The 20744-nt window shown below is 75.3% G+C and carries 11 protein-coding genes; 4 read left to right on the forward strand and 7 right to left on the reverse strand.

Going from position 1 to position 20744, the window contains the following annotated elements:
• From ACR807_RS33370 to ACR807_RS33390, 5 genes are all read right to left on the reverse strand, one after another.
• On the reverse strand, window positions 1-486 hold a 486-nt coding region (locus ACR807_RS33370), incomplete at its 3' end, for a hypothetical protein (RefSeq protein ID WP_438925464.1).
• 208 nt (window positions 487-694) lie between these two features.
• The gene (locus ACR807_RS33375) at window positions 695-2650 is read right to left on the reverse strand and encodes an FG-GAP-like repeat-containing protein (protein WP_438925465.1); all 1956 of its coding nucleotides are present in this window, start codon (window positions 2648-2650) and stop codon (window positions 695-697) included.
• Between the two features lie 186 nt (window positions 2651-2836).
• On the reverse strand, window positions 2837-4414 hold the full coding sequence (locus ACR807_RS33380) for a ricin-type beta-trefoil lectin domain protein (protein ID WP_438925466.1): 1578 nt from the start codon (window positions 4412-4414) through the stop codon (window positions 2837-2839).
• A 607-nt stretch (window positions 4415-5021) separates the two neighbouring features.
• On the reverse strand, window positions 5022-7121 hold the full coding sequence (locus tag ACR807_RS33385) for a carboxyl transferase domain-containing protein (RefSeq protein WP_438925467.1): 2100 nt from the start codon (window positions 7119-7121) through the stop codon (window positions 5022-5024).
• 91 nt (window positions 7122-7212) lie between these two features.
• Window positions 7213-9516 (reverse strand): ATP-binding protein, encoded by a 2304-nt coding sequence (locus ACR807_RS33390; protein WP_438925468.1) that lies wholly within the window; start codon window positions 9514-9516, stop codon window positions 7213-7215.
• 330 nt (window positions 9517-9846) lie between these two features.
• Here ACR807_RS33390 and ACR807_RS33395 point away from each other — a divergent pair, with 330 nt between their 5' ends.
• Window positions 9847-10746, forward strand: coding sequence for an NAD(P)-dependent oxidoreductase (locus ACR807_RS33395; protein WP_438925469.1), 900 nt, complete (start codon window positions 9847-9849; stop codon window positions 10744-10746).
• 128 nt (window positions 10747-10874) lie between these two features.
• On the opposite strand, the gene ACR807_RS33400 is transcribed toward ACR807_RS33395, so the two are convergent.
• On the reverse strand, window positions 10875-12470 hold the full coding sequence (locus ACR807_RS33400; RefSeq protein ID WP_438925470.1) for an aspartate aminotransferase family protein: 1596 nt from the start codon (window positions 12468-12470) through the stop codon (window positions 10875-10877).
• A 367-nt stretch (window positions 12471-12837) separates the two neighbouring features.
• Between ACR807_RS33400 and ACR807_RS33405 the strand changes: the two genes are divergently transcribed.
• Window positions 12838-14028 (forward strand): acyl-CoA dehydrogenase family protein, encoded by a 1191-nt coding sequence (locus tag ACR807_RS33405; RefSeq protein WP_438925471.1) that lies wholly within the window; start codon window positions 12838-12840, stop codon window positions 14026-14028.
• A 22-nt stretch (window positions 14029-14050) separates the two neighbouring features.
• Window positions 14051-15517 carry a flavin monoamine oxidase family protein gene (locus tag ACR807_RS33410; RefSeq protein WP_438925472.1) on the forward strand — a complete coding sequence of 489 codons (1467 nt, stop codon included), beginning with the start codon at window positions 14051-14053 and terminating at the stop codon, window positions 15515-15517.
• A gap of 220 nt (window positions 15518-15737) precedes the next feature.
• Here ACR807_RS33410 and ACR807_RS33415 read toward each other — a convergent pair whose 3' ends face one another.
• On the reverse strand, window positions 15738-18944 hold the full coding sequence (locus ACR807_RS33415) for an AfsR/SARP family transcriptional regulator (protein ID WP_438925473.1): 3207 nt from the start codon (window positions 18942-18944) through the stop codon (window positions 15738-15740).
• 246 nt (window positions 18945-19190) lie between these two features.
• On the opposite strand from ACR807_RS33415, the gene ACR807_RS33420 reads away from it, so the two are divergent.
• The gene (locus ACR807_RS33420; protein ID WP_438925474.1) at window positions 19191-20720 is read left to right on the forward strand and encodes an MFS transporter; all 1530 of its coding nucleotides are present in this window, start codon (window positions 19191-19193) and stop codon (window positions 20718-20720) included.
• The last annotated feature ends 24 nt before the right edge of the window (window positions 20721-20744 follow it).

Here is a 20744-nt window from a genome sequence, read left to right on the forward strand (position 1 = left end):
GGAAACCTTGAGCGCCAGCAGCACGGCGGGGCCGTCACCGACGCCGTACCCGACGCCGGTCCACGTGTTCTTCTCGATGGACACGTCGCTGGTCTCCTCGTCGACCGTCACGGTCGCCTTGACCACCTGGTTGTTGCCCTTGATCTGGAACGTGTCCGGGACCTCCAGCTCCAGGTAGCCGGACGTGCCGCGCACCTGGAAGCAGTAGTGGCCGGGGTCGGGGTCGTCGTCGACGTCCTCCGCGCCCGAGCGGCGCACCTCGATCAGGCCGGCGCCGCCGCACGCCACCAGGGTGATGTTGCCGTCGCCCTTGACCAGGCGGATGCCGCGCCGGGCGAAGATCGCGTCGGCGCCCGGGTAGGAGAAGTCCTCGACCAGGGGCGACTGCTCGGTGGCGGGCTGGTCGCCGCCGGTCTGCCCGAGGGCCACCGCACCACCGGTCAGCAGGGACAACACGACCGCGCCGGCCGCAACGAGACGAAACATGGTGATCACCGAATCTGTTGGTGCGAAAAAGGGGTGGACATCTCCGCGCGGGCCAACGGCTCCCGCCCGTCGGTCACTTCACGAGGACGCACGCCCCGCCCGCGCCGAGACGCCGGGCACGGTCGTGCCGCCGGGGACGGCCCCGGCGCCACGGCCGCGGTGAGACCCGCGGCCGGCGCGGAACGCCGTGCGGCTCTCGTCCTGGCGGTCACAGCAGCTTCGCCCCCTGCGCCTGCCAGTTCTGCGGACCGCTGTCCCACTGCTGCACCGGTGCGGCGAAACCGGTGGCGGTGCCGAACCACAGGTAGGCGCGGGTGACCCCGCCGTCGAGGTTGTAGAACGCCGCGACGTCGCCCCGGCCGTCACCGTCGTAGTCGCCCGCGACGATCCGCGCGGACTGCGCCGGCCAGTTGCCCGCACCGCCGTTCCACTTCTCCGCGAACGGCGCGAAACCGGTGGCGGTCGCGTACATCACGTGCAGGCTCGTCGCACCGTCGGCGTAGTTGTAGAACGCCCCGACGTCCGCCCGGCCGTCACCGTTGAAGTCACCGGCCACCCACCGGGCCCGGCCGTGGGTGAACTGGCCGACACCGCTGGACCACTTCTCCACCGGCGGGCCGAACGCGCCGCCGTTGGCGGGGAACACCCACAGCGACGTGTTGTCCTGGAAGTAGTCGTAGGCCGCGGCGAGGTCCACGCGGCCGTCACCGTCGAAGTCGCCGGAGACGAACGCGGCCCTGCCGTGGTCGAACTGGCCGGGGCCGCTGTCCCACTTGAGCGCCGGCGGCTCGAAGCCTGTCGCGGTCGCGCGCCAGACGTACAGCGCGGTGCGCGCGCCGCCGAGGTCGTAGAATGCCGCGATGTCCGTGCGGCCGTCGGCGTCGAAGTCGCCCGCGGCGAGCTTGGCACCCTGCGCCGGCCAGTTGCCCGCACCGCCGTTCCACTTCTCCGCGAACGGTGCGAAACCGGTGGCGGTCGCGTACATCACGTGCAGGCTCGTCGCACCGTCGGCGTAGTTGTAGAACGCCCCGACGTCGGCCCGGCCGTCACCGTTGAAGTCACCGGTGAGCCAGCGTGCCCGGCCGGCGGTGAACTGGCCCGCGCCGCTGTCCCAGCGGTACTCGGGGACGCCGATGCCGTCCTCGCCGCCCGGCCACACCGGGATGCGCGTGCGGTCGTCCCCGCTGTCGTAGGCCGCCGCGAGGTCGTCGAAGCCGTCGCCGTCGAAGTCGCTGCGCGTGGGCACCCGCGTCGTGGCGGACGCCACCACCGACGCGGTGCCGTCCTGGGCGACGACCCGGTAGTGCCACGTCTCGCCGGCCGGGAGCGCGGCATGCGTGAACGACGCCCCGGTCACCGTCGCGATCCGGGTGGACGCGTCGACCGGCACGTCGGCCGACCGCGAGGCGTGCACGGCGAACGAGCCGTGACCGCGCGGGGCCCAGGTCAGGCCGACGGCGTGGCGCGGCAGCGCGGTGGCGGTCAGGTCGACCAGCCGCGACTCGACCCAGCCGGCCACGTCGTCCACGCGGGTGCCGGTGGAGCCCGCGCGGGTCTCGGTCACTCCCAGGCAGCCGTGCTGCCACGACAGCCGGTTGACCGCGACGAGCTGCGGCACGCCGTTCACCTCGCGGAACGCGGGACCGCCCGCGTCGCCCGCGCAGGTGTCGCGGTCACCGGACAGCGCCAGGTCGGCGCCGGTGGTCCCGGACGCGGTGAAGGTCGCCAGGCTCGGCCGGGCGGGCACCCACTCGGTGGCCGTGCGCCCGAAGCCACCCGCCTTGAGCACCTCGCCCGCGGTCGGCGCCGCGGTGGCGACGGCGATCGGCGCGGTGCCGGTGGCCGGGGTGGCGAGCTTGACCAGGGCGAGGTCGCGGTCCGGGTGGCGGACCACGCCGGCGGAGGCCGACTTCGTGCCCGCGCCGGTGGTGGTGTCGACGTTCCCGACGGCGACGTCGACCCGCCCGTCCTGCGGCACGCAGGACGCGGCGGTGACCACCCACCGCGGGTCGACCAGGGCGCCGGAGCACGCCTGGCCGGGCGCGGTGATCCGGGCGAGGAAGCCGTACGCGCCCTGCGGGACGGACCCGCCCGGCACGGCTTGCGCGGCTCCCGCGGCCAGCAGGGCGACGCCCGCGGCGATGACGGCGATCCCGCGTCTCACGAGGTCTCCTCGGTCGCAACGGGGGCGGTGATCGGTTTGCGCGGCAACGGTTTCACGTGTCGGTACCTCGGTTCGATGGTGGTTGCGCGGGTGCGCGGTGGCGCGGTGCGCAGGTGCATGGGTGCGCGGTGGCGCGGGTGCTCGGGTGAGTGGTGGCTCGGTGGCTCGGTGGCTCGGGTGACGGGATCAGGCGAGCCGGGTCGGCGCGGCCCACTCCTGGTTCGGGCCGCCGTGGCACCCGTGGGAGATGACCCGGCTGCCGGACGTGCCGAAGGTCCCGTCCAGGCACAGACCGGTCGCCACGTTCGTCACCGAACCATCAGCGTTGAACCGCCACTGCTGCGCCGGAGTCCCGTTGCACGGCCACAACACCGCGTAGCGGTGCACCGAGTCGAACAACGGACCGTAGACGTCCACGCACTTGCCCAGCACCCGCAACGCCCCGTCGTCGGTCGCGGTGAAACCCTGGGCCGGGGCGTCCGCGCTGTACGAGGCGTGGCAGCCGTGGAGACCGAAGCCGGTGCCGGCGTCGTCCCGGCCACCGCTGACGTCCAGGCACATGCCCCCGACGCCCACCACCTGGCCGAAGCGGACCTGCCGGGTCGGCGCGGCCCACTCCTGGTTCGGGCCGCCGTGGCACCCGTGGGAGATGACCCGGCTACCGGACGTGCCGAAGGTCCCGTCCAGGCACAGACCGGTCGCCACGTTCGTCACCGAACCATCAGCGTTGAACCGCCACTGCTGCGCCGGAGTCCCGTTGCACGGCCACAACACCGCGTAGCGGTGCACCGAGTCGAACAACGGACCGTAGACGTCCACGCACTTGCCCAGCACCCGCAACGCCCCGTCGCTGGTCGCGGTGAACGCCTGCGCGCCGTTCTGCTCGTGGTCCTGGTCGTGACAGCCGAACAGGCCGAAGCCGGTGCCGTTGTCGTCGAAACCGTTGTTGACGTCCAGGCACAACCCGCCGGTGCCCGTCACGCGACCGAACCTCGCCCGCGAGGGGTCGGCGTGCTGCCCGATCCAGTCGGCGACGTCGTCGGTGCGGGTCTCGGTGCTGCCCTGGCGGGTGTCGTCCACGTCCAGGCAGCCGTGCTGCCAGGAGGTGCTGTGCACCGCGACCAGCTCGACCCCGCCGCCGACCGCGCGCAGCGCCGGTCCGCCCGCGTCGCCCTTGCACGTGTCGGTGCCGCCCGGCCCGGTCAGCGACGCCGTGCCGGCGCCCACACCGGTGACGGTGAACGCGGCGGCGTGCGGACGGTTCGGCACCCACGACCCGCTGGTGCGGCCGAACCCGGCCACCAGCAGCGACTCGCCCACCGCCGGTGGAGTGGTGCCGAGCTGCACCGGGGTGGTGCCGGCGGCCGCGTTCTCCAGGCGCAGCAGCGCCAGGTCGCGGTCGGTGTGGCGGACGACGTCGACGACGGCGGTCCTGGTCCCGGCGCCGGTGGCCACGGCCACGTCGCCCAGGCTCGCGGTGGCGCCCGCCGGGACGCCGCTCGGCGGCAGGCAGCGGGCCGCGGTGAGCACCCACTGCGGGGAGACCAGCGCGCCCGAGCACGCCTGCTCACCCACGACGACGCGCGCCAGGAACCGGTGGGCACCGGCGGGCACCTCGGTGCCGCCGGACACGGCGGACGCCGGCACGCCGGCCGCGACGGCGGCCAGGACGGCGAGGACACCGACCCACTTCACCCGGCGGCCGAGTCGCCGGGACGCGCCCGGTCTGCCGCCCTCGGCCGAGAGCGGCTGTTCCGTTCTCATGTGGAAAGTCCCCCTGCATTGTCACGTCGGAAGGTCGAGCACTTCGGGTTCGCGCGCGATTCACCCGGTGGTGGACCGGCCAGGTCCACCACCGGGTGTCATCACGCGGAGGTCTTGTCGTCCGTCAGTCGGGGGCGGGCCGCCCGGCGCGCGGCGGCCGGTCGCGGCGGCTCACGGCGCCGGGGTGCACGGGGCGCGGTAACGCCGGGTCGGTCGGCAGGCGGTCTCCTCGGCGGCGCCGGGCGACGGCGCGGTCGGCCGACCGCCACGAGGACGCACCTCTCCCCACGCCCCTGTCCAACGCTCCCCCGGAACCCACGCGCCGGCGGTCCGGCGCACCTGCGGCTCGTAACCGAGCAACGCTCGCAGACCGTAGTGCATGACGGCCTCTCCGGCGCAACCCTGTCGTGTCGGCCACAGCACGGCAGCGGGCCCGGTGCCTCGCCGGCGGGACACCGGGATTCGCGCTCACCGCGGGGGCGGGCACCGTTCGAGGCGGGTCCTGGCCTCGGCGCAGGCCACCTCCGTGGTGGCCGGGTACCGGTCGTCCCGGGGCGGTCCGGGCCGGTCCTCGAACTGATCGCCCGGACCGCGGGACGCGCCGTGGCTACAGCGGGATGTTGCCGTGCGCGCCGCGTGCGGGGCGGGCCGCGAGCAGTGCCTCGGCGATGCGGCGGCGGGTTTCGCGGGGGTGGATCACCTCGTCCACCACGGCCAGGTCCAGGGCTCGTCGCACCCCGCCCGACACCCGCTGGTGCTCGGCCACCAGTCGGGCCAGCAGGGCTGGGCGGTCCGCCTCTGCGGTGGCGGCGAGTTGTTTGCGGTGCAGGACGGTGACGGCGGCTTCGGCGCCCATGACCGCCACCTCCGCGTCGGGCCAGGCGAACACCGAGGTGGCGCCGATCGAGCGCGAGTTCATCGCGATGTACGCGCCGCCGTACGCCTTGCGCGTGATCACCGTGACGCGGGGCACGACCGACTCGGCGAAGGCGTGCAGCAGCTTCGCGCCGCGGCGGATCACCCCGCCCCACTCCTGCCCCACGCCGGGCAGGTAGCCGGGCACGTCCACCAGGACGACGAGGGGGATGCCGAAGGAGTCGCACATCCGCACGAACCGCGACGCCTTCTCCGCGCTCAGCGAGTCCAGGCAGCCGCCCTTGCGCAGCGGGTTGTTCGCGACCACGCCGATGGTGCCGCCGCCGAGCCGGCCCAGGCCGACGACCACGTTGGGCGCCCACTTGGCCTGCAGTTCCTCGAAGGAGTCCGCGTCGAGCACGGCGCGCACCACCGGGCGCACGTCGTAGGCGCGGCGCGGCGACGCCGGGAGCAGCGTGCCCGGGTCGGTGCCGCCGTCGTCCGGCACGATGCGGGCGGGACTCGCGAGCAGCACGGCCAGCCGCCGGGCGCGGGCGAGGGCGTCGTCCTCGTCGGCGGCGACCACGTGGGCGACGCCCGACTTCGCGCCGTGCGCCTCGGGCCCGCCCAGGCCGGTCATGTCGATCCGCTCGCCGGTGACGCTGCGCACCACGTCCGGGCCGGTGACGAACATCCGGCCCGCGTCGGCCAGCACCACCAGGTCGGTCAGCGCCGGGCCGTAGGACGCCGCGCCCGCGGCGGGGCCGAGCACCACCGACAGCTGCGGCACGCGACCCGACGCGGCGGTCATGGCGGCGAACATCCGGCCCACGCCGTCCATCGACTCCACGCCGTCGGCCAGCTTGGCGCCGCCGGAGTGCCACAGGCCGATCACCGGCACGCCATCGGCCACGGCCGCCTCGGTGGCGCGGATGACCTGGTCCGCACCCGTCGCCCCGAGGGCGCCGCCCATCCGGGTGGCGTCGGTCGCGAAGGCGACCACGGGCGTGCCGTCCACCGCGCCGCGCACCACCGCCACGCCGCTGTCGCCCGTCGGGTGCAGGACCTCGACCGGGCCGGGATCGAGCAGGCGCGCGAGGCGGGCGGCGGGCAGGCGGGGGTCGTCGTCGACCCGCGGCAGGGACAGCGCTTCCGGCCGCGGTGCGCCGGGCCTGGCCGGCGCGCTGGTCCGGGCCGGTGCGGAGGGTGCCGCAGCGGAGGGTGGAGTGGCGGTGGGTTCTGCGGCAAGGGGCGCAGTGGCAGGGGGTGCCGCGGCGGCTTGGGGCGAGCCGTGGTGCGGCGCGGCGGTGCGGGCGGCGGGGACGGTGGGCGCCGGGGTGCTGAGGGTGTGGTAGCCGCCGTCGAAGAACAGCAGGCCGTCCCGGCCCTCACCGCGCCCCGCGGCCAGCACGGTGCCGATGAACAGGGTGTGGTCGCCGCAGTCCACGGCACGTTCCAGGTCGCACTCCAACCACGCCAGGGCGTCGTCGAGGACCGGCGCGCCGGTGCGCTCCCCCGGTGTCCAGCGCACGTCGGCGAACTGCGCGGGGCCCAGCGGCCGGTCCTTGTCGGCGAAGTGCCGGGCCAGGTCCTGCTGCGCCGCGTCCAGCACGGACACGGCGAACCGGCCGGTGGAGCTGATGGCCCGGTGCATCACGGCGGTGTGCGCCACGCAGCACACGACCAGCGGCGGGTCGAGGGAGACGGAGGTGAACGCGTTCGCGGTCATGCCGTGGATGTGCTCGCCGCCCACCCCGATCACCACCACACCCGTGGCGAACCGGGACATCACCTGGCGCAGCAGCGCCCGCGGGGCGGTGGTCGGCGGGGTGGCGGTGCCTTTCGCGGCCATGGAGCGTCCTTTCCGCTGGCGTCGGAGAGCTTGCGTCGGACGGGGTCGTGCCGTCACGCCCGACGCTAGCGGCGGTCGCCCCACCGGCCGCTCACCCCGGGGTCACCGCACCCGGCGCGGGGAACCGGTCGTGCTCCAGCCGCAGCAGGCCCCGCAGGTAACCGCGGCGGTCGCGCGCGTCCTGCTCGGCGCAGCAGTCCAGCACGTCCGGCAGCGGTGCGGACCAGCGTCCGCCTATTTCGGACACCAGTTGTTCGAAGATCCGGTCCATCGCCTCGTCGGTCAGCGGTTCCAGGGTGATGGTGGCGGCGTGCGCGGCACCACCGCCCCAGCCCGGGTGCCGGTCGAGCAGGACGGGCCGGGCGCCGACCACGAGGCACAGCGGCACGGGCACCGGGGCGTCGAGCAGGTCGCGGACCGCGTCCAGCAGGGTGTCGTCGGCGCTGTGCAGGTCGTCCACGGTGACCACCAGGGGCGCGTCGCGGTGCAGGTGGCGCATGACGCGACACCAGGTGGCCGGCACGGCGCGCGACGGCCGCCCGGTGTCGCCGCCGAACAGCGGCAGCAGCTGCTCCACCAGTTCCCCGGCGTCCGGCAGGCGGTCGCCCAGGGCCTCGGTCAGCTTGGTCCGGGCGGTGGACGGCAGGTCGTCGGGCGCGATGCCGCAGCGGGCCGCCAGCAGCGCGGCGTGCACGGACAGGGGGTGCTCGGCCAGGGGGTGCTCGGCCGCGGGCAGGGCGACGGCCCGGAAGCGCCTGCCGATCTCGGCCAGGAAGCGGGTCTTGCCGGTGCGCGCCTCGCCGAGGACGGTCACCAGGTGCGGGCGGGCGCGGTGGCCGGCGCGCTCGACGAGGCCGGCGACCAGGGCCAGCTCGCTGTCCCGGTCGACCAGGGGGACGTCGTCGGGCACGGGCGGCGACGACGGCAGCGCGCGGACCGACCAGCAGTCGTCGAGCCCGCCCACGCGCCGGTAGACCGCGATGCCCTCGGTGGCGCGGCGGGTCGCGCCGCACACCCGCACCTCACCGGGCGCGGTGCCGGCCAGCAGCAGCCGGCAGTGCTCGACCAGCACGCCGGTGACCGCGGTGGGCATGGCGTCGGCGGCGGTCAGCCTCAGCACGCCGGTGGTGATCGCCGCGCTGACGGCGGCGTCGGGACCGAAGCGGTCGCGCACGGCCACCGCGGCGCGCACCGCCCGCTCGGCGTCGTCCGCGCCCGCGCCCGACAGCCCGAACACCGCCAGCGACGTCGAGCCGATGGACGTGGCCACGACACCGCCGGCGCGCTCGACCTCGGCGCGCACGCCCGCGGCGGTCTCCGCCAGGACCTCGTCCAGGTGCTCGGGGTCGGCGCCCTCGACGGGTCCGCCGTGCACCATGAGCACGCTGACGTCGCGGCGGACCACGCCGCCGCGCTGCACCGGCAGCAGCGCGGGCACGGCGGGTGCCCGCCGCGGGACGGGCCGGGCGGCGCAGCGCTGGTGGTGCGAACCGAGCACGGTCACCACCGGTGCCGGGCGCGCGGGCACGGGTCGGTGGTGGTGCGCGCCTTCGGTCTCCGACGCGCTCGGGGACGCCGCCGGGGCCGGTGGGACCGCGGCGGGTGGGATCACGGCGGGTGAGGTAGCGGCGGGCGCGGCCAGCGACGGGTCGTGGGTGAGGATGGCGCGCTGGAGGCGCCGCAGGTCCTGGCCGGGCTCCAGGCCGAGCCGGTTGATCAGCGCGGCCCGCGTCGCGGTGTAGACCTCCAGCGCCTCGGCCTGGCGACCGCAGCGGTAGAGCGCGAGCATCAGCTGACCGCAGGCCCGCTCGCGCAGCGCACCGCCGTTGACCAGGGCGCGCAGCTCGCCCAGCACGGCGTGGTGCCTGCCGCAGGCCAGCTCGGCGTCGAACCAGTCCTCCTGGGCGTCGAACCTGGACTCGTTGACGGCGTCCAGCTCGGGCCACGACAGGCCTTGCTCGACCAGGTCGGCCAGCACGGGGCCGCGCCACAGCCGCAGGGCGTCGCGCAGCAGGGGGGCGGCGGCGTGCGGGTCGCCCGCGGCCATCCGGGCCCGGCCCTCGGCCACCAGGTCGCGGAAGCGCAGCAGGTCCACCTCGGCCGGGTCGACGTGCAGGACGTAACCGGGGGCGCGGGTCTCCAGCACGGGCGTGCGCGAACCGGGGGCGGACTCCAGCGTCGTGCGCAGCCGCCACACCGCGTTGTGCAGGATCTTCCGCGCGGAGGCCGGCCGTTTCCCGTCACTCCACAGCGCCCGCAGCAGGGCGCTGGAGGCCACCACCTGGTTGGCGTTCAGCAGCAGGCAGCCCAGCGCCGCCCGTTGCTTGACGCCACCCAGCGGTACGGCCTCGTCGTCGCCCTCCACCATCAGCGGGCCCAGAAGTCGGAATCGCATGCGAACCCCAGTTCTCGTTGCACATCCAATGGGCAGACTGGTGCATTCGAATCTGCGTAGGCGCGGGAGGCCGGAGACGGCGAAGAGCTGGAACCCCAGTAGACCCGGCACTGCATCACCGGTACCCCCATGAACCATGACTACCGTATTTCACGCCTCAATCAAACTGTGAGCGTAGTCACACCCGATAGGCGTAAATCGGAAGCGGACCGAAAGCGGGCCACAAGTGATTCCGGAGTCTTTGCCGCCATCATGAACAGGAAACGGATACCGGTATTTCCACCCGGTCGCGCCGCGGCCCGGCCGAAGTGGTGAGGAGGAGTGGAGAACATGGACACGACCGGACCCGGCGACCGCGCGCCGGTGACCGTCCTCGGCCTCGGTCCGATGGGTGCCGCCCTGGCCGCCGCGTTCATCGAGCACGGGTACCCGACGACGGTGTGGAACCGCACCGCCGCCAAGGCGGAGCCGCTGGTGGCCAAGGGCGCGCAGCGGGCCTCGACCCCGGCGGAGGCGGCCGGCGCGAGCCCGCTGCTGGTGATCTGCGTCAACGACTTCGCCGCGGTGAGGTCGATCCTCGACGGGGCGGGTTCCGCGCTGGCGGGCCGCACCGTGGTCAACCTGACCTCCAGCACCCCCGACGAGGCCCGCGAGGCGGTCAGCCTGGCGGCGGGCCACGGCGCCGAGTACCTCGACGGCGCGATCATGGTGCCGCCGCCCGCGATCGGCAGCCCCGAGGCCGTGTTCCTCTACAGCGGTTCGCGGTCGGTGTTCGACGCGCACGTGGAGACGCTGCGGGCGGTCGGCGGGGACGCGCGGTACCTGGGTGACGACCCGGGCCTGGCGGTGCTCTACAACACGGCCCTGCTGGGCTTCATGTGGGCCACCGTCAACGGCTACCTGCACGCGACGGCGATGGTCAACACCGCCAAGGCCACGGCGGCGGAGTTCGCGCCGATCGCGCTGGACTGGTTCATCCCGTCGGTGGTGACCCCCATCCTGCACGCGGCGACCCGCGAACTGGACGAGGGCGACTACCCGGGCGACGCGGGCACCGTCAAGATGAACCTCACCGCGGCCGAGCACCTGCTGGAGACCAGCCGCAGCCAGGGCGTGGGCACGCAGGTCCCGGACTTCCTCAAGGGGATGCTGGACAAGACCATCGCGGCCGGCTACGGCGACAACAGCTACATGAGCATGGTCGAACTGATCCGCAAGCCCCGGGGCTGACCTCGCGGAAATGCGGAAAGGCCCTCCCGGTGATCCCGGGAGGGCCTTTCCGCGCGCCGTCGACCGGCCGGTGGGGGTGTTCGAGGCGGTCGACGCGAACCGGTCCCGAACACCCCCGGCCCGCGCGCTTAGGGGGCGACCGCCCGGCGCGGGGCGCCCACGAGCGCCGGGCCGTCCTCCTCGTGGAGCAACCGGCACACGTCCCGCAGCCCGGCGGCCAGCCGCCGGACCTCGTCGTCGGTCAGGTGCAGCGACGGCGCGAAGCGCAGCGTGTTGGGCGCGCTGCCGGTGGGGAACGTGCGGACCCGGTGGGCGCGCAGCAGGTACCCGGCGATCGCGTAGCCGAGGAACCCGGCCCGGGACAGCTCCGCGATCGGCGCCGAGGAGGACCCCGGCAGGTCGCGGAACTCCAGGCCGAGCATCAGGCCGCGCCCCCGCACGCCGACCACGACCTCCGGGTGGTCCGCGGCCACGTCGTCCAGCGCGGCCCGCAGGCCCGCCCCGACCCGCGCCGCCTGCCGGTAGGCGGCGCCGTCGTCGGCCTCCAGCCGGGCGAGGACCTGGCGGGCGAGCGCGGTGCCGAACCCGTCCTTGGCGAACGTCGAGCTGTGCACCAGCTCGAACTCCGGCCGGTAGCGGTCGGCCCGGATCAGCGTGGCGGCCACCTTCGCCAGGCCGCCGCCCAGGCTCTTGGCCAGCGTGACGTAGTCGCCGACCAGGCCCACGGCCGGGCCGGCCAGGAACGCGCCGGTGCGGCCCATGCCGGTCTGGATCTCGTCGGCGATCACCGGGCAGCCCAGCTCGGCGCACACCCGGTGCACCTCGGCGGCGAACTCCGGCGTGATCTCGCGGATGCCGCCCTCGCCCTGGATCGGCTCCAGCGCGAACCCGGCGACGCGGGGCAGGTCGCGCTCGACGACGTGCACCGCACCGCCCTCGACAACGGCGTCCAGCAGCACGACCCGTTCGTCCCGGGCCACCTCCGCGACCAGGTCCGGGCGGTCCGGCGGCACGAACCGCGCCTGCGCCGCCAACGCGCCGAACGGGCCGCGGAACGCCGGGTTGTGCGTCAGCTGCACGCTGGCCACCAGCTTGCCGTGGAAACCGCCCGCTGCGGCCAGGAACACCGGCGGCAGGCCGGCCGCCTCGGTGTTGTGCGAGGTCACCGCGGCGGCGAAGGACTCCGGCGCGGCGTCGCCGGGCAGGCCCAGGCGCTCGGCGGCGGCCGGGGACAACGTGGCCGAGCCGTCGGCCAGGGCGGCCCGCGCGGCGGCCACCCGGTCGGCGACCCCGGTCGTGAGGGCCGCGGCACGCAGGCCGCGGTCGAACTCGGCGTGCTTGACCGCGATCTCCACCGCCTCCGCGCCGCTGTTGGCGAAGACCGCGTGGTACGGCTGCTCGCCGCCGACCTGCCGCCGGACCGCGCGGTCGAGGTCCGCCGCCAGCGCGGTGGCGTCGTCGGAGCGGGAGAACTGCGCGAAGACGGGGCGGCGGCGGTCGAGGAAGTCCCGGGCGGCGGCCACCACGCCGGGGTCGTGGTGGCCGAGGACGAGCGAGCCGAAGCCGCCCACGAAATCGGTGACGGCGACCTCCTCGCCGTCCTCGGTGCGGTGGTACAGCGTGTTGCCCTCGGCCCGGTGGTAGGCGACGTCGAGCCCGACGCTCGACAGCACCTCGCCGAGGTGGGCGTCGGCCGAGCCGTGCTCCTGCTTGGCGGGGTTCATGGCGTTCCCTGTCGGTCGATCGAGTGCGATTTCGGGGGTCGCCGCGTGCGGGAATGCCGGCACCCGGCGCATTCACCGCCGGACGTTACCCCCGCCGCGCGGCCGGGGAGATTCCCGGCGCTCATACCCGGGTAATCGCCGATCGATATCACCCGACCAATGCGGGCGCATTCTCCGCGGGGGCCGATTATCAGCCGGTTACGCCGCGGGCCCGCCCGGGGCGCGACCCGTTGCTATGGTCGCGCCAGTCCCCCGAAAGCAGTCCGCGGAATCCGCACGCACAACACCGGTCGCCCAGTGCGATCGCAGGCCCCGTTCGCGGTTTTCCCACCACCACCGCACGACGACGTCGCCCGCTGGAGGAAGCATGACCGCAACACACCAGGTCCCCGCCACCGCGCACGAGGTGGACTCCGTCCTCGACGCGGTCCGGGAGGCGGTGCCGACCCTGCGCGAGAACGGCCGAGCGGCCGAGGAACAGCGCTGGCTGCCGCAGGAGAACATCGACCTGCTGGAGAAGGCCGGGGTGTTCCGCATCGCCACGCCGCGCCGGTTCGGCGGCCTCGACCTGTCGCTGGCCGACCAGGTGCGCGTGCTCACCGAGATCTCCCGCGGCTGCGGGTCCACCGGCTGGGTCTCGCTGGTGTGGGTGTCCAGCGCCTGGATGGCGACGCTGTACCCGGACCGGACCCAGCAGGAGATCTTCGCCAACGGCTCCGTGCGCGTGTCCGGTGGCTTCACGCCCACCGGCACCCTCACCCCCACCGAGGGCGGCTACCTGCTCAACGGGAGCTGGCGGTTCAACTCCGGCTGCCGCGGCGCGGACTGGAACATCAACGCCGCCGTGCTCACGCACCCGGACGGCACCACCGAGGAGATGGTCGCCGCGGTGCCGATGTCCGAGTTCACCATCGCCGACGACTGGCACACCTCCGCCGCGGCGGCCACCGGCAGCTCCACCTCCACCGCGAAGGACGTCTTCGTCCCCGAGCACCGGGTGATCAGCTACGCCGACGCGATCCTGGGCACCACCGCCGACCGCACCCCGACCGAGGACCGCGACTACTCGCTGTTCACCTTCGTCATGGCCGAGAGCGTCGCGGCGTACCTGGGCATCGCCAAGGGCGCGTACGAGATGTTCCTGGAGCGCGTCCCCGGCCGCGGCATCGCCTACACCGACTGGACCGACCAGTCGCAGCACCCGCTGACCCAGATCCAGGTGGCCACCGCGGCCAACAAGATCGCGGCGGCCGAGGGGTTGCAGGACGGCTACCTGCCGATGCTGCAGCGGTACGCCGACGCGGGCGCCCAGCCCGACGTGGCGGAGCGGGCGATGGTGCGCGGGCGTGCCGCGTACGCCATCCAGCTCGCGAAGGAGGCCGTGGAGATCCTCTACACGGCGTCCGGGGCGACCGTGATCCAGAAGTCGGTGCCGCTGCAGCGGTTCCACCGCGACATCCAGGGCCTGTCCCTGCACGGTCTGCTCCTGCTCAACACCAACCTGGAGGTCCAGGGCCGCGTCCTGCTGGGCCTGGACCCCGGTACGCAAGTCCTGTAACGCACCACGCATAGGGGAGCACATGAACTCTGGAGGCTTAACCGGGACCGTCACGGGTGGTCGCCCGATCACCCGCAGGGCCCTGCTCAGCGGCGTCGTCGGCGGTGCGGTCACCGCCGCGACCGCGGGCGTGGCCCGGGCCGGCGCCGCCGCGCCGGAACGGTACCGGCTGGGGGAACGCGACGTCATCGTCGTGGGCGCGGGCTTCGCGGGCGTCACAGCCGCCCGCGAGCTCGCCGCCCGGGGCCTGAGGCCGCTGGTGCTGGAGGCGCGCGGCCGGATCGGCGGCCGGGCCTACACCGACACCTACCTGGGGCACCGGGTGGAGTTCGGCGCGCAGTGGCTGCACCCGAACTACACCCTGGTGTACCGGGAACTGGCGCGGTACGGCATCGGGACCGTCAGCGACGCCCCGAGCGACCGCGTCATCTACCCCACCGGGACCGGCGCCTACTCGCCGGTGGACCCGGTGGCGACGTCGCGACGCGCGGGCGAGGTGCTGGCCGCCTTGTTCGCGGGGTCCGAGGAGTACTACGCCCGACCGCACGAACCGCTCTACCGGGCCGACCTGATCCGGCAGCTCCACGACGTGTCGCTGCAGCAGCGGCTGGACTCGCTGGGCCTGTCGCCCGTCGACCGCAGCCTCGTCGCCGGCGTGCTGGAGAACTACTCCGGCGGCGACAGCTCCAGGGGGGCGCTGACCTCCCTGGCGCAGTGGTGGGCCCTGTGCGGGTTCACCCCGGAGGGCTGGTACGCCCAGTCGGCGGCCGGCCCGGCCACCGGCATGGGCGGCCTGGTCCGCGCGATCCTGGACGACTCGGGGGCGGAGCTGCGGCTCAACTCCCCCGTCACCTCGATCACCGACGACGGGCACGGGGTCACGGTGCGCACCGGGGACGGCGGCTGCTTCACCGCACCCGCGGTGGTGCTGGCCGTGCCGGTGAACGTGTGGCGCACCATCCGCTTCGAGCCGGGGTTGCCGCCGGAGCACGCCGCCGCGACCGCGGAGGGGGTCGGCATCACCCCCGCCGCGGCCAAGATCTGGCTGCGGGTCCGCGGTGTGTCGGACCGGGTGTTCGCCCAGGGTGACGAGGGCGACCCGGTGCTGGCGCTGATCCCGTACGCGCGGCTGACCAACGGCGACCAGCTGATGATCGCGGGCAACGGCCGGGGCCTGAACCTCGGCAGCAGGGCGGCGCTGGAGACCGCGGTGCGCCGGGTGCTGCCGGAGGCGTCGGTGGTGGAGATGCGGGTGCAGGACTGGGCCACCGACCCGTACTCCCTGGGCGGCTGGACCATGCGCAAGCCGGGGCAGCTGCTGCGCCAGCTCCCCCACGTCCAGCAGCCGCACGGCCGGGTGGCGTTCGCCACCGCCGACATCGCCAACGGGTGGAACGCGGCGATCGAGGGCGCGGTCGAGTCCGGTTTCCGGGCGGCGGAGCAGGTCGTCGGCCTGCTCGGTCGCGTCGGGGCCGGGGCCGCCGCCTAGCGGCCGGGGCCGGTCGGCTCTCCTCGCGGGAGCCGACCGGCCTTCGCCGCGGGGTTCGGCGCGGGATTCGGCGGACCGGCCGGGATCACCGGGGCCGCAGCGACCGAGGTCCGGGTGCGGTGCGCACCGCACCCGGTTCAGCCGCGGTGGCCGGCCGGTCGCTCGGCGCGGTCGGTGGCCCGGTCCGCAGCCCGGTCAGCGGCAGTGCCCGCGCCGGCGCTCACGGCAGCGCGGCGGGGTCCGCCGACCACCCTCCCGCGAACGCCTCCTCGAACGCCGGCTCGCCCAACGCGCCCCGGACCCGCTCCTCGACCCGGTCCACGTCACCGCGCTCGGCCGCGGGCAGCGGCGCCCCCACGGACTCCCGGGCGACGGCCGCGGCGCCGAGCAGGCGGGCGGCCCCGGCGTGGTCACCGGCGAGCGACACCGCGCCCGCCACCCCCTCCAGGGCCAGCGCCACCGCCCGCGGGTCGCCCGTGGCCCGTGCGGCGGCCAACCCCTCCAGGTGCAACGACCGGGCGCGCGCGGCGTCCCCGCGCTGCTCGGCGATGAACCCCAGCTCGGCCAGGATCAGCGCGACGCCGGCGTCCCCGCCGAGCCTGCGGTTCCAGTCCAGCCACGCGAGCAGGTGCTCCTCCGCGGCGTCCAACCGCCCCTGCCGCCGCGCACCCAGCGCCAGCCCCATCTCCGCGAACTGCTCCATCAACGGGTCGGACTGCTCGACGGCCAGCCGCAGGGCCCGCCCGTGGAACTCCTCGGCGGCGGCGAAGTCCCGCTCCAGCAGGGCGATCCGGCCCGACGTGGCCAGCTTGTGCGACACCTCGGTCCACAGCCCCAGCTCCTCGGCGCTGCGCAGGCCGTCCCGGTTGAGGCGCTGGGCCACCGGGTAGTCGCCGGTGATCAGGGCGTGGGAGCAGAGCATGTCCGCGGCCCGCAGCTGTCCCCACCGGTCGCCCAGCTCGCGGAAGAGCGCCTGGCTCGCGGCGCCGTCCCCGGCGAGGGTGCGCAGGTCGCCGCGGCCCATCGCCAACCGGGCGCGGGCGGCCAGGGCGGCGGCGCGGACCCAGTCGTCGCCGTGCGCCCGGGCGTGCGCGAGCGCGGTCTCGACCCGCTGCTCGCCCGCCGACAGCTCGCCGATGCCCCACTGCGCGAAGCCGATGAACCACTCGGCCCGCGCCCGCGTCCGCTCCTCCCCCGCGAAGTCGCGCAGCGCCGCGTCCGCGGCGGCGACCAGCTGCGCGCCGTCGCCGCCCACCAGCATGGCGATGCCCGCCCGCCACACCCGCGTCCACGACCGGGCGCCGGCGCAGCCGCCCGGCACGGCGAGCGCCAGGTCCAGCGCCCGCAGCGCCTCGCCGAGCCGGCCGCGCAGGAACCAGTACCAGGCCATCGCGTTCACCAGCCGCAGCGCGTCGTCGGCGGAGGAGGCGCGCACCGCGTCGTCCAGCGCCCGCCGCACGTTGGCCACCTCGGCGTCCACCAGCTCCAGCCACTGCCGCTGGCCGTGCCCGCGCAGCCGCGGCTCGGCGTGCTCGGCGACGGCCAGGTAGTGCGCGCGGTGCCGGGCCCGGACGACCTCGGCCTCGCCCGCTTCGACCAGGCGTTCGGCGCTGTACTCGGCGACCGACTCCAGCAGCCGGTACCGCGGCTCCTCGGTGTGCTCGGACAGGACCACCAGCGACCGGTCGACCAGCCGCGCCAGCAGGGTCAGCGCGTCGCCGGGCGCCACCCCGTCGCCCGAGCACACCACCTCGGCCGCGCCGAGCGTGCAGCCGCCGGCGTGCACGGACAACCGGCGCAGCACCGTGCGCTCCGGCCCGGTCAGCAGCTCCCAGCTCCAGTCGATCACCCCGCGCAGCGTCTGCTGCCGCGCGGGCACCCCGCGCGGTCCCCCGGCCAGCACGCGGAACCGGTCGTCCAACCTGGACACGAGGCCGCGCAGGCCGAGCGACCGCACGCGGGTGGCGGCCAGCTCCAGGGCCAGCGGGACGCCGTCGAGCCGGGCGCAGAGGGTCGCCACGTCGGCGGCGTTGTCCGGCGTCAGCTCGAACCCCGGTGACGCGGCGGAGGCGCGGGCCACGAACAGCCGCACCGCGCTGGAGCGCGACAGCTCGGTGAGGTCGTGCGCCCGCTCGGGCACGGGCAGCTCCAGCGGCGGAACGGTCCAGACCACCTCGCCCGGCAGGCCCAGCGGTTCCCGGCTGGTGGCCAGCACCCGCAGCTCCGGCGCGGTGCGCAGCAACCGGTCCACCAGCTCGGCCACCGCGTCGACGACGTGCTCGCAGTTGTCCAGCACCAGCAGCACCCGCTTGCCGCGCAGCGCACCGGCCAGCCGGTCCACCAGCGGCGCGGACGCGGCGCCCGCCACGTCGTCGCGGATGCCCAGCGCGGAGGTGACCACCTCGGCCAGGGACGCGACCGTGCCCGACGAGGCGCGCAGCCCGCCCAGCTCCACCAGCCACGCGCGGTCCGGGAAGCCGGGGGCCAGCCGCCCGGCGCTCTCCAGCGCCAGCCGGGTCTTGCCCACCCCGCCCGGGCCGACCAGGGTGACCAGCCGCGCCGCGGCGACCGCCTTGCCCACCTCGGCGACCGAGTCACCGCGCCCGATCAGCTCGGTCAGCGGCTCGGGCAGGTTCGACGCCGGCCGGGCCGCCGAGGTCACCGGCGGTCGCGGCGCCTCCAGCTCCGGGTCCTGCTCCAGGATCGCCTGGTGCAGGTCCGCGACCGCGGGGCTGGGGTCCAGGCCCAGCTCCTCGACCAGCCGGGTGCGCAGGTCCGCGTAGGCGGCCAGCGCGTCGGCCCGCCGGCCGACCCGGTAGAGCGCGCGCATCTGCGCCGCGCGCAACCGCTCGCGCATCGGGTGCCGGGCCACCAGGTCGCCCAGTTCCCCCACCAGCAGGCTGTGCTCGCCCAGCCGGAGCCGGGCCTCGGCCAGCTCCTCCACGGCCACCAGCCGCTCCTCCTCCAGCCGCTGCGCGGCCCCGAGGGCGAACGCCTGGTCGGCGAAGTCGGCGAAGGCGGGACCGCGCCACAGCGCCAGCGCGTCGGACAGCAGGACGGCGCGCGCACGGGGTTCGCCCCCGCCCAGGGCGCGCGCCACCAGCGCCCGGAACCGCTCCGCGTCCACGGCGTCCGGTGCGGTCTGCAACTGGTAGCCGGGTGGGCGGGAGAGCAGCAGGTCGCGCCCGCCCGGTTCCGCCGCGGCCAGTGCGCGGCGCAGCTGGGACACCTTGGTCTGGAGGGCGCCCACGGGGTTGGCGGGCAGGTCGGTGCCCCACAGGTCGTCCGTCAACCGGTCCACGGCCACCGGGCGCCCGGCGTGCACCAGCAGGTCCGCCAGCAGCGCGCGGACCTTCAGTTCCGGGATCTTGACCGGAGCCCCCTCCTCGGTCCACACGGCCAGTGGCCCAAGCACCCCGAAACGCATACCGCCACGTTAACGCACGGGCTGTCCCGGCATCCGAACGCACCGAAGCCAACCCGAAGCGGACCGTGACCGGACCGAAAGCGGCATCGGGCACGCTCGCCGTGAACCGCTGTGCCCGGCGTCCGGCCGTTCGCGGCCCGGCCGCGGGGGCAGCACCGCGAGGAACGCGTCGCGGTGCCCCGATCGAGGCGGGCGCCGGGCTCGACCACGTCGGCCCCGGGCCGACCGGGAGAGGAGAACGGAGCGATGACCGGGACGCCCCCCGTGCAGCGCGCAGGCCCCCGGGAGTGGGCGGGTCTCGCGGTGCTGCTGCTGGCGACGACCGTCCTGACCCTCGACCTCGGCGTGCTGTGGCTGGCCGCCCCGTACCTGGCCGCCGACCTGCGACCGTCCGGTTCCGAACTGCTGTGGGTCACCGACGTCTACGGCTTCGTGATGGCGGGCCTGCTGGTCACCTCCGGGGCGCTGGGCGACCGCGTGGGCAGGCGCCGCCTGCTGCTGGTCGGCGCGGCCACGTTCATCGCCGCGTCGTTGCTGTGCGCGTGGTCGACGAGCCCCGCCGTGCTGATCGGCGCGCGGGCGCTGCTCGGCGTGTCCGGCGCCCTGGTGCTGCCGTCCACCCTGTCGCTGATCGCGGCCGTGTTCCCCGACCCCGGGCAGCGGGGGCGGGCCATCGCGATGTGGGTCACCGCGATGTCGCTCGGGGTGGCGATCGGCCCGCTGGCGGGCGGCGTGCTGCTCCAGTGGTTCTGGTGGGGCTCGGTGTTCCTGATCGGTGTCCCGGTGATGCTGCTGCTGCTGGTGCTCGGCCCGGTGCTGCTGCCGGAGTTCCGCTCCCCCTCCGCGCCGCGGCTGGACCCGCTGAGCGTGGTGCTGTTCATGGCCGCGGTGCTGCCGGTGGTGTACGCGGTGAAGAAGTACGCCGAGCACGGCCTCGGCCCGCACGTGTGGCTGTCCGCCCCGGTGGGCCTGGCGGTGGGCGTGCTGTTCGTGCGCAGGCAGAACCGGCTGGAGGAGCCGCTGCTGGACCTGCGGCTGTTCCGCGGCGGCTCGTTCCGCGCCGCGCTGTCGCTGCTGGTGCTGGTGATGGCGGCGATGAGCGGCCTGGAGTACCTGGTGCCGCAGTTCTTCCAGATGGTGGTCGGGCTGTCGCCGCTGGCGGCCGGCCTGTGGCTGCTCCCCGGCGCGGCGGGTCTGCTGATCGGCTCCCAGCTGACGCCGGTCCTGGGGCGCTCCCTGCGGCCCGCGTCCGTGGTGGCGCTGGGCACCGCGGTGGCGACCGCCGGTTTCGCGCTGGTGGCCGTGGCGGACCCGGGCGACGGCCCGGTCGCGGTGTCGGTGGGGCTGGGCGTGCTGCTGCTGGGGCTGTCGCCGACGATGGTGCTGGGCACCGACCTGGTGGTGGGCTCCGCGCCCGCGGAGAAGGCGGGCAGCGCCTCGGCGGTGTCCATGACCGCCACCGACTTCGGCTCGGCCGCGGGCATCGCGCTGATCGGCAGCGTGACCACGTCGGTCTACCGGGGCGAGGTCACCGCGGCGGTCCCGGTGACCTCGCCCGCCGCGGACACGATCGGCGGCGCGGTGGCCCACCTGCCGGCCGACTCGCCCGCGCTGGAGGTCGCGCGCGCGGCGTTCACGCACGGCGTCAACGCCGCCGCGTGGGTGGGTGCGGCGCTGTGCCTGGTGCTGACGGTCGTGGTGCCGTTGACGCTCAAGCGGTTGCGGACCGGCGGCGACGCGCCCGCCGAGGACGGGGCGCGGCACGTCACCGCGTGAGGTCCGGCCCGGACGGGGGCCGGG

The organism is Saccharothrix sabaoui (assembly GCF_051756985.1).
Lineage (GTDB): Bacteria > Actinomycetota > Actinomycetes > Mycobacteriales > Pseudonocardiaceae > Actinosynnema.

What these genes read in the sequence shown, in the direction of transcription:
- ACR807_RS33405 (WP_438925471.1), top strand. Translation starts at nt 12,838, where the DNA reads ATGACCGCAACACACCAGGTCCCCGCCACCGCGCACGAGGTGGACTCC.
- ACR807_RS33410 (WP_438925472.1), top strand. Translation starts at nt 14,051, where the DNA reads ATGAACTCTGGAGGCTTAACCGGGACCGTCACGGGTGGTCGCCCGATC.
- ACR807_RS33420 (WP_438925474.1), top strand. Translation starts at nt 19,191, where the DNA reads ATGACCGGGACGCCCCCCGTGCAGCGCGCAGGCCCCCGGGAGTGGGCG.
- ACR807_RS33380 (WP_438925466.1), bottom strand. Translation starts at nt 4,414, where the DNA reads ATGAGAACGGAACAGCCGCTCTCGGCCGAGGGCGGCAGACCGGGCGCG.
- ACR807_RS33395 (WP_438925469.1), top strand. Translation starts at nt 9,847, where the DNA reads ATGGACACGACCGGACCCGGCGACCGCGCGCCGGTGACCGTCCTCGGC.
- ACR807_RS33415 (WP_438925473.1), bottom strand. Translation starts at nt 18,944, where the DNA reads ATGCGTTTCGGGGTGCTTGGGCCACTGGCCGTGTGGACCGAGGAGGGG.
- ACR807_RS33390 (WP_438925468.1), bottom strand. Translation starts at nt 9,516, where the DNA reads ATGCGATTCCGACTTCTGGGCCCGCTGATGGTGGAGGGCGACGACGAG.
- ACR807_RS33385 (WP_438925467.1), bottom strand. Translation starts at nt 7,121, where the DNA reads ATGGCCGCGAAAGGCACCGCCACCCCGCCGACCACCGCCCCGCGGGCG.
- ACR807_RS33400 (WP_438925470.1), bottom strand. Translation starts at nt 12,470, where the DNA reads ATGAACCCCGCCAAGCAGGAGCACGGCTCGGCCGACGCCCACCTCGGC.